This is a genomic window from Massilia sp. UBA6681, from assembly GCF_002454935.1.
Classification (GTDB): domain Bacteria; phylum Pseudomonadota; class Gammaproteobacteria; order Burkholderiales; family Burkholderiaceae_D; genus Telluria; species Telluria varians.
This window is the reverse complement of sequence record NZ_DKJX01000100.1, coordinates 463-8,597: the sequence shown is the minus strand read 5'-3', so window position 1 is coordinate 8,597 and position 8,135 is coordinate 463. Positions and strand designations below refer to the sequence as shown.

The 8,135-nt window shown below is 69.7% G+C and carries 6 protein-coding genes; 4 read left to right on the top strand and 2 right to left on the bottom strand.

Annotated elements, in window-relative coordinates:
- From B2R83_RS19425 to B2R83_RS19415, 3 genes are all read left to right on the top strand, one after another.
- Positions 1-1,566 (top strand): DUF4118 domain-containing protein (locus B2R83_RS19425; protein WP_292044245.1); only part of this gene is annotated, 1,566 nt, incomplete at its 5' end.
- The gene (gene kdpE, locus B2R83_RS19420; RefSeq protein ID WP_292044244.1) at positions 1,563-2,258 is read left to right on the top strand and encodes a two-component system response regulator KdpE; all 696 of its coding nucleotides are present in this window, start codon (positions 1,563-1,565) and stop codon (positions 2,256-2,258) included. The genes B2R83_RS19425 and kdpE, both read left to right, overlap by 4 nt.
- Positions 2,259-2,373: 115 nt before the next feature.
- Positions 2,374-3,531 (top strand): sensor histidine kinase, encoded by a 1,158-nt coding sequence (locus B2R83_RS19415; protein ID WP_292044243.1) that lies wholly within the window; start codon positions 2,374-2,376, stop codon positions 3,529-3,531.
- Between the two features lie 3 nt (positions 3,532-3,534).
- Here the strand turns inward: B2R83_RS19415 and B2R83_RS19410 are convergent, their stop codons facing one another.
- Positions 3,535-3,948: a putative quinol monooxygenase gene (locus B2R83_RS19410; RefSeq protein WP_292044242.1), complete on the bottom strand. Its 414-nt coding sequence runs from the start codon at positions 3,946-3,948 to the stop codon at positions 3,535-3,537.
- A gap of 131 nt (positions 3,949-4,079) precedes the next feature.
- Here B2R83_RS19410 and B2R83_RS19405 point away from each other — a divergent pair, with 131 nt between their 5' ends.
- Positions 4,080-5,708 carry a M28 family peptidase gene (locus B2R83_RS19405; RefSeq protein WP_292044241.1) on the top strand — a complete coding sequence of 543 codons (1,629 nt, stop codon included), beginning with the start codon at positions 4,080-4,082 and terminating at the stop codon, positions 5,706-5,708.
- On the opposite strand, the gene B2R83_RS19400 is transcribed toward B2R83_RS19405, so the two are convergent.
- On the bottom strand, positions 5,698-8,135 hold a 2,438-nt coding region (locus B2R83_RS19400), incomplete at its 5' end, for an ATP-binding protein (RefSeq protein WP_292044240.1). The two genes, B2R83_RS19405 and B2R83_RS19400, sit on opposite strands and share 11 nt — an antisense overlap.

Sequence of the window (8,135 nt, the reverse complement as noted above, 5' to 3'; positions counted from 1 at the left end):
GCGGCCAAGCCCGAAACGGCGTCCGCCACGCGCGACGCCGCTCCGCGCGCGCTGCGGCCCCTGCCGCATCTGGCGGCGGCCGGCGCCGGCCTGCTTGCCGCAGCGGTCCTGATGCCGCTGCAGGACTGGCTCGACCTGGCCAACATCGCCATGCTGTTCCTGCTGGTGGTGCTGCTGGTGGCGGTGCGCTTCGGCCGCGCCCCTTCCGTCACCGCCACTTGCGTCGGCGTGGCCTGCTTCGATTTCTTCTTCGTGCCGCCGCACTTCACCTTCGCGGTGTCCGACTTCCAGTACCTGATCACCTTCGCGGTCATGCTGGCGGTCGGGCTCATCACGGGCCATCTCACGGCCGGTTTGCGCTTCCAGGCGCGGGTCGCGGCCCAGCGCGAGCGGCGCGTGCGGGCGCTGTACGAATTCGCGCGCGATCTCTCGGGCGTGCTGGTGGCGGACCAGGTGGTCGAGGCTACCCAGGCCGTCGTCCGCGACTCGTTCGGGGCCGGAGCGGTCCTGCTCGCGCCCGATGCGGACGGCAGGCTGGCCGTGCCCGGCGCCGTGCCGCCGGGTTTCGATGCGGGCATCGCCCAGTGGGCCTTCGATCATGCGCAAAGCGCCGGCCTGGGCACGGATACGCTGCCGGCCAGCCCGGTGTTCTACCTGCCGCTGGTGGCGCCGATGCGTACCCGCGGGGTATTGGCGATCGAGCCGGATGCGGGGCGCTGGGTCCTGGTTCCCGAGCAGCGACGCCAGCTCGACGCCCTGGCGGCGCTGGCCGCGATCGCGCTCGAGCGCGTGCACTACGTCGAGGTCGCGCAGTCGGCCCTGGTCAGCATGGAGTCCGAGCGCCTGCGTAATTCGCTGCTGGCCGCGCTCTCGCACGACCTGCGCACGCCCCTCACGTCGCTGGTAGGCCTGTCGGAATCGCTCCTGCGCGGCGAGCCGCCGCTGGCGGAGCAGGCCGCCGGCCTGGCCGGGGCGCTACACGAGGAGGCGCTGCGCATGAGCACCCTCGTGACCAACCTGCTCGACATGGCGCGCATCGAGAGCGGCCAGGTGCAGGTCAACCGCGACTGGCAGGCGCTGGAAGAGGTGGTCGGGGGCGCGCTGCGCGCCAGCCGCGCGGCCTTGCGCAGTCACCAGGTGACGGTGCGCCTGCAGCATAACGTGCCTTTGCTGCGCTTCGACGCCGTACTGGTCGAGCGGGTGTTGTGCAACCTGCTCGAGAATGCCGCAAAATATACGCCGGCGGGTTCGCGCATCGAAGTTTCGGCGACGCTGCGCGGCGCGGTGGCGGAGGTCATGGTCTGCGACAGCGGTCCTGGCTTGAGCCCGGGGAGCGAGGATCGGATCTTCGACAAGTTCACCCGAGGCGAGCGCGAATCGGCGCTGCCGGGCGTCGGCCTGGGGCTGGCCATCTGCCGCGCCATCGTCGAGGCGCACGGCGGCGGCATCCGGGCCTGTGCTTCGCCGCTGGGCGGCGCCGCCTTCGTGTTTTCGCTGCCGGCAGGCAGTCCGCCCGACATGCTGGACGCCGAACTGCCCGACGGCTTCGATGAAAGCAAGCAATGAGTGACAAACCGAGTGCCCTGCTGGTCGAGGACGAGCCCCACATCCGCCGCTTCGTGCGCGCCGCGCTGGAGCAGGAGGGCTGGCAGGTCCATGAGTCGGCCAGCATGGCGCGCGGCCTGATCGACGCCGGCACCCGCCGCCCCGAACTGGTGGTGCTCGACCTTGGCCTGCCCGACGGCGACGGCATCGACTTCATCCACGACCTGCGCAAATGGTCGGCGGCCCCGGTCATCGTGCTGTCGGCCCGCTCGATGGAGAGCGAAAAGATCCGCGCGCTGGACGCCGGCGCCGACGACTACCTTACCAAGCCTTTCGGCACCGGGGAACTACTGGCGCGCGTACGCGCCACGCTGCGGCGCCAGCGCCAGCCGCTTACCCGCGACGACGGCAGCGTGCGTTTCGGCAGCGTCGCCGTGTACCCGCAGGAACGCAGCGTCTCGCGCGACGGCAAGCACGTGCACCTCACGCCGACGGAGTACCGGCTGTTGTCGGTCCTGGTCGGCAATGCCGGCCGGGTCATGACCCCCCCCCAGCTCCTGCGGGCGGTCTGGGGACCGGGCCATGCCGGAAACGGGCACTACCTGCGCATCTACATGGGCCACCTGCGCCACAAGCTCGAGGACGACCCGGCCCAGCCACGCCATCTGCTGACCGAAACCGGAGTCGGCTACCGCCTCTGGCTCGGCCAGTAGGCCGGTACCGCGCCAGGAACGCTGGAGCCGGAGCCAATTCATTCACGCGCCGCCCGTAAAGACCGTCGTGTAGACTGGGGTCACGTTCTAATTTGACAACGCGACCGCTTTCCCGATGAGCGCCAACCTGACCGGACACCTGTCCCCGGACGATCCCGATTTGTCGCCCGTCACGCGGGCGATGGTGGCCTTGCGCCGCCCCATCATCGACGCCTGGATGAACGAGGTACGCGCCGCGGTGCCGCAGGCGCAGGAACTGGCCCCGCCGATCGCCGAGAACACCCTGCCGGCCTACTTCGACACCCTGGCCGCGCTGCTCACCCCGGGCCATTCGGCGCGCCTGCTCACCGACCTCGGCGCGCTCGCCAGCGAGCATGGCGGCGAGCGTGCGCGCATGACGAGCTACGACGCCACCGCCGTCATCCACGAGATGCAGATCTTCCGCAACGTCCTGTTCCGCGAACTGGCCCATCACGGCGTGCTGCTGGACGAAGGGCAGCGCGCCACCTTGTTCGCCCACATCGACGCCACCATCCGCGAGAGCGCGAACGCCTTCACCGTGGTGCAGGCGGCCCTGCGCGAGCAGTTCGTCGCGGCGATGGCGCACGACCTGCGCACGCCGCTGTCCACGGCTCAGATGGCGGCCGAGATGATCAACCACACCTCGCAGGACCCGAACGCGCGCCGCTTCGCCGACAAGATCGTGGCCAGCACCCAGCGCATCGACGGCATGACGCGCGAGCTGCTCGACCGCATCGCCTTCTGCAAGACCGGCAAGGTGACGCTGCAGATCGACCATGTCGACCTGGCGGCGCTGGTGCGCGACGTCGTCCAGTCGGCCGAGGTCTTCCACCCGATTACGCTGGCGATCGATGCCCAGCCGCTCGAAGGCTGGTGGTGCGGCGAGGCGATCCGGCGCGCCGTCGAAAACCTGGTCAACAATGCGATCAAGTACGGCGACCGCGAAGCGCCGATCCAGGTGACGGTATCGACCACGGCCGAGCGGGTGCAGCTGATGGTGCATAACCAGGGCCCGCCGATCGCGCCGGAAGACAGCGAGAGCATCTTCCAGCTGTACCGCCGCGCCGGCAAGCAGGGCCTGGCGGAGGGCAATGGCGAAGGCTGGGGCGTGGGCCTGCCTTATGTGCGGCGCGTGGCCGAAGCCCATGGAGGCAGCGTGATGATGTCCAGTTCCCTCGAAGAGGGCACCGCCTTCGTCATCGACATCCCGCTTGACGCGCGGCCCTTTGCCGGGGCGCCAACCGCCGCCTGAACGCTACGCGGACTTCTTCGACATCGTGGCGTGGCCGCCCACCGGCTCGGTCTCGAAGCGCTCGTCGAAGCCGGCGATCAGCGGACGTCCCTTGGCGATTGCCGCCTGCACCGCGGGCAGCGATAGCGAGGCCTTGTGGCTGTCCTGGTCGACCCAGGTCTCGGTGATCCACAGCGCGTCGGCATCGAGCTTGTCCTTGGCGATGCCGTAGCTGAGGCAGCCCGGCATGGCGGCCGTGCCCTCCAGCAGGATGGCGATGAGGGCATCGCGCTGGCCCGGCTGGGCGCGCATTTTTCCGATCAATCCGTACATGGGCGAAGCTTCCTTCTTGTCTTTCCCGGCCTGGGCCCGGGTGGCGAGGGGCAGGGCGGCCAGGGCAACCAGTGTGGTCGCGGCGGTGCGGCGGGTGATGGTCATGGCATGTCCCTGTTCGGTAGAAGGCAAGTATAGGCGCGCGAGGCAGGACGCCGCAAGGAAGCTGCGCAGGATATGTACGCCGGGTTAAGATGGCGCTTTTGCCGAGCCGGCATTCCACAATGGATTCTTCGATGCGACTTTCCCGCCTGACCCTGGCCGCCGCACTGGCCTTGTCGACCCATGCCTATGCCCAGCAAGCGCCCGCGGTCTCCGAACCGGTGCTGCGCGGCCACCTGGCCTTCCTCGCGGACGACCTGTTCGAAGGCCGCGGCACCGGCCAGCGCGGCGGCGAGCTTGCGGTGCGCTACCTCGAGACCCAGGCCGCGATCATCGGCCTGAACCCGGCCTTTCCCAAGGGCGAGGGCTACCGCCAGAAAGTCGAGATCGAAGGCACCAGGCTGCTGCCGGGCAGCGCGGTGAGCTTCCAGGCCGGATCCAGGCGCATCGTGCCGGAGATCGGCAAGGGCATCGTGTTCGGCACCGCCAGCGGGCGCACCCAGCTGTCTTTCGACGCGCCGCTGCTGTTCGTCGGCTACGGCGTATCGGCCCCCGAGGAGAAGTGGGACGACTACAAGGGCCTCGACGTCAAGGGCAAGATCCTGGTCATGATGGTCAACGACCCGCAGCCCACCGTGGAAGAACCGAAGCGCTTCGCCGGCAAGGCCTATACCTGGTACGGGCGCTGGCTGTACAAGTTCGAGGAAGCCGTGCGCAAGGGCGCGGCCGGGGTGCTGCTGATCCATACGCTGCCGTCCTCGTCCTACCCGTGGAGCGTGCCGGCCAACGGCTTCTCGCACGAGCGCTTCCACCTGGCGGGGCCGGGCAACCCGGTCGAAGGCTGGCTGCACGAAGACACTGCGCGCGAGCTGTTCGCGCTTGGGGGCTTCGACCTCGACACGCTGCGCGCCCAGGCCGAGCGGCGCGACTTCCGTCCGGTGGACCTCAAGATCGCCGCCCACGTCGAGATCAAGTCCGCCATCCGCATGGTCGAGCAGTACAACGTGGCCGGCATCGTGCCGGGAACCGATCCGAAACTGAAGGAACAGGCGGTGGTGTATTCCTCGCACTGGGACCACATGGGCATCGACGAGAAGCCCCAGCCCGATAAAACGGACCGCATCTACAACGGCGCCATCGACAACGCCTCCGGCACCGCCGCGCTGCTGGCAATGGCCGCCGAGGCGGTCAAAAAGCCGGCGCGCCGCACCCAGGTGTTCCTGTGGCCGGCGGCCGAAGAGCAGGGCCTGCTGGGCAGCGCCGCCTACGTGAAGAACCCGGCGGTGCCGCTGGCCCGGACCGCCGCCGACCTGAATCTCGACAGCCTGAACTTCGTCGGCAAGACGAAGGACATCGGCGTGCCGGGCGCCGAACGCAGCACCTTGTACGACACCGCCGCGCAGGTGGCGAAGGGAATGGGACTGAAGCTGGCTCCGACCATCCCCGACCTGTCGGGTGCCTACTTCCGCGCCGACCACTTCAATTTCGCCAAGGCGGGCGTGCCGGCCTTTAACGTGGGCTCGGCCGTGTTCTCGGGCGACGGCCACTTCGAGTTCGCCCACGACCACGCCGCCTCGAGCGAGAAGATGGTGGGCTTCAAGAAGGACTACCATCAGGTGAGCGACGAGTACCGCCCCGAGTGGGACCTGTCGGGCATGGTGCAACAAGCCCAGTTCACCCTCAACCTGGGCTATGCGGTGGCCAACGCGCCCGCCATGCCGTCCTGGAAGAAGGGTGACCCCTTCGGCAGCGTCAAACGCTAGAAGGCTCGGCCGCGGCGCCCGCCAGGATCTTCTCCAGCGCCGCCATGTCCACCGGTTTCACCAGGTGGTGGTCGAAGCCGGCTTGCGCGCTGTTGCGCCGGTCCTGGTCCTGGCCGTAGCCGGTCACCGCCACCAGGGTCGCACCGGCGGTGGCGGGGTGCCGGCGCAGGCGGCGCGCCAGTTCGTAGCCGTCCATTTCCGGCAGCCCGATGTCGAGCAGGCAGAGCTCGGGCGCGAAGCTGGCGGCCTGCGCCAGCGCCTCGAGCGAGTCGTGCTCGACCCGCACCTCATGCCCCTGCGCGCCCACGTACATCGACAGCATCTGGGCCGCGTCGACGTTGTCGTCCACCACCAGCACCCGCAAGGCGCCTCCTGGCGCAGCGTCGCCGGCGGCGCCGTCCGCGTCACCGGCGCGTTCCTGGCAGCGCGGCAGGCGCACCGTGAAGCTGCTTCCCATGCCATGGCCGGCGCTGCTCACATGGACGCTGCCGCCGTGCAGTTCGACCAGGCTGCGCACCAGCGCCAGGCCTATTCCAAGGCCGCCGAGCGAACGGTCGGGCGCGCGCTCGCCCTGCACGAACATGTCGAAGGCGCGCTCCTGTTCCGTGGGCAGCATGCCGATGCCGTTGTCGCGCACCTCCACCATCACATTCTCGGCACCCTGAGCGCCGGCGCTGCTTACCGCCACCGTGATGCGGCCGCCGCGCTCGGTGAACTTGGCCGCGTTGTGCAGCAGGTTGCCGACTACCTGCACCAGGCGCTTGCGGTCGCCCAGCACGAAGCAGGGCTGGGGCAGCAGCTGCACCTCGAGGCGGTGCTCCTTGCCGTGCACCAGGGCCTGCACCTGTTCGGCGGCGTCCTGCACGACGGCATTGATGTCGATGCGCTCCTTGGTCAGGACCACCAGGCCGCGCGTGACGCGCGAGACGTCCAGCAGGTCGTCCACCAGGCCGGCCATGTGGCGCGCCTGGCGCGCGATGATGGCGCTGATCTGCTTGACGCGCGCCGGCTCGAGGCTGTCCTGGCCGAGCAGCTGGGCGCCCGAGGAGATCGGCGCCAGCGGGTTGCGCAGTTCGTGCGCCAGCATCGCCAGGAATTCGTTCTTGCGCTGGTCGGCCTGGCGCAGGGCTTCCTCGGCGCGCACGCGCTCGGTGATGTCCTGCATGCTGCCGCGCAGCGCCACCACCCGGCCGTCGGAGCCATGCACGCTCTCGCAGCGGTAGTCGAGCCAGATGCGGTGGCCGTCGGCGTGGAAGGCGTGCAGCTGCAGCTTGCCGCTGCCGCCCTGGCGCACCAGTTCGCCGGTGAGGCGCTGCACCTGCAGCCACGACTCTTCGCTGAGCACGGCGCCGCGCTGCTGCGGGAAGGGCGGCATCGGCCGCCCGAAGATGTGGGGGACCGAATCGGAGACCTCGATCTCTTCGCTGCCGAGCTTCCACTGCCAGGTGCCGAAACGCGCCAGCATGTGGGTCTCGCGCAGCGCCGATTCCTTGGCGGCCAGCTGGCGCGAGCGTTCCGACAGCAGCGTGGCGGCATCGGCCATGGCCGACGCCACTTCCGCGGCCTCGCGCACGTGCACGTCTTCGAGCGGCGGCAGCGTGTCGCCCATGCCGAGCGCCTGCGCCCGGCCCGTGAGCGCCTGCACCGAGCGCGCCAGGCGGCCGCCGATCAGCCAGGCCAGGCACAGGCCGATCGCGAACAGCGCCGCGGCGACGCCCGCCATCAGGGCAAGCTGGTCCATCAACTCCGTGCGCAGGGATTCACGCTGGATGCCGATCGCCACGCCCCAGCCGCTCAGGGGCGAGCGCGCGAAGCTGGTCAGGAGCGGCTTGCCTTCGCGCGAGCGCGAGGCGATGGTGCCTTCCTGCTGGCGGCTGGCCGCGTCGCGCAACAGCGGGTTGACCGGCTGGCCGATCGACTTGTCGCGGTTCATGTTGCGGTTGAAGATGATTCCCTTGCGGTCGAACAGCGAGGCGACGGCGCCTTCCGGCACCGAGGTCGGGCCCAACAGGCTGTCGAACTCTTCCGGACCCAGGCCGATGCTCAGCACGTAGCGCACCTGGCCGCGCACGCGCACCGGCACGTCGACGCTGGCCAGCGCGCTCTTGCGCAGCTGGCCCTGGAACACGTCCGACACCGCCGGCTGGCCGGTGACGAAGACATGCTCGATGGAAGGGGTGGGGTGGCGCGGCAGCGGGGTGCCGTAGTCGACCGCGGTGTTGATCAGCTGCTGGCCGCTGCGGTCGCGCAGCACCGCGTTCATGCGCCCGCCGGCCAGCGCCAGCGCTTCGCGCGCCTGGTAGTGGGTGCGGGCGAAGTCCTCGGCCGCGAGGGCGTCGATGGTGGACAGGGTCTGGGCGATCGAGCGCGCCTCACGCAGCTTGTTGTCGGTGCTGTGCACCAGGGCGCGCACCGTCTGCAGCGTGT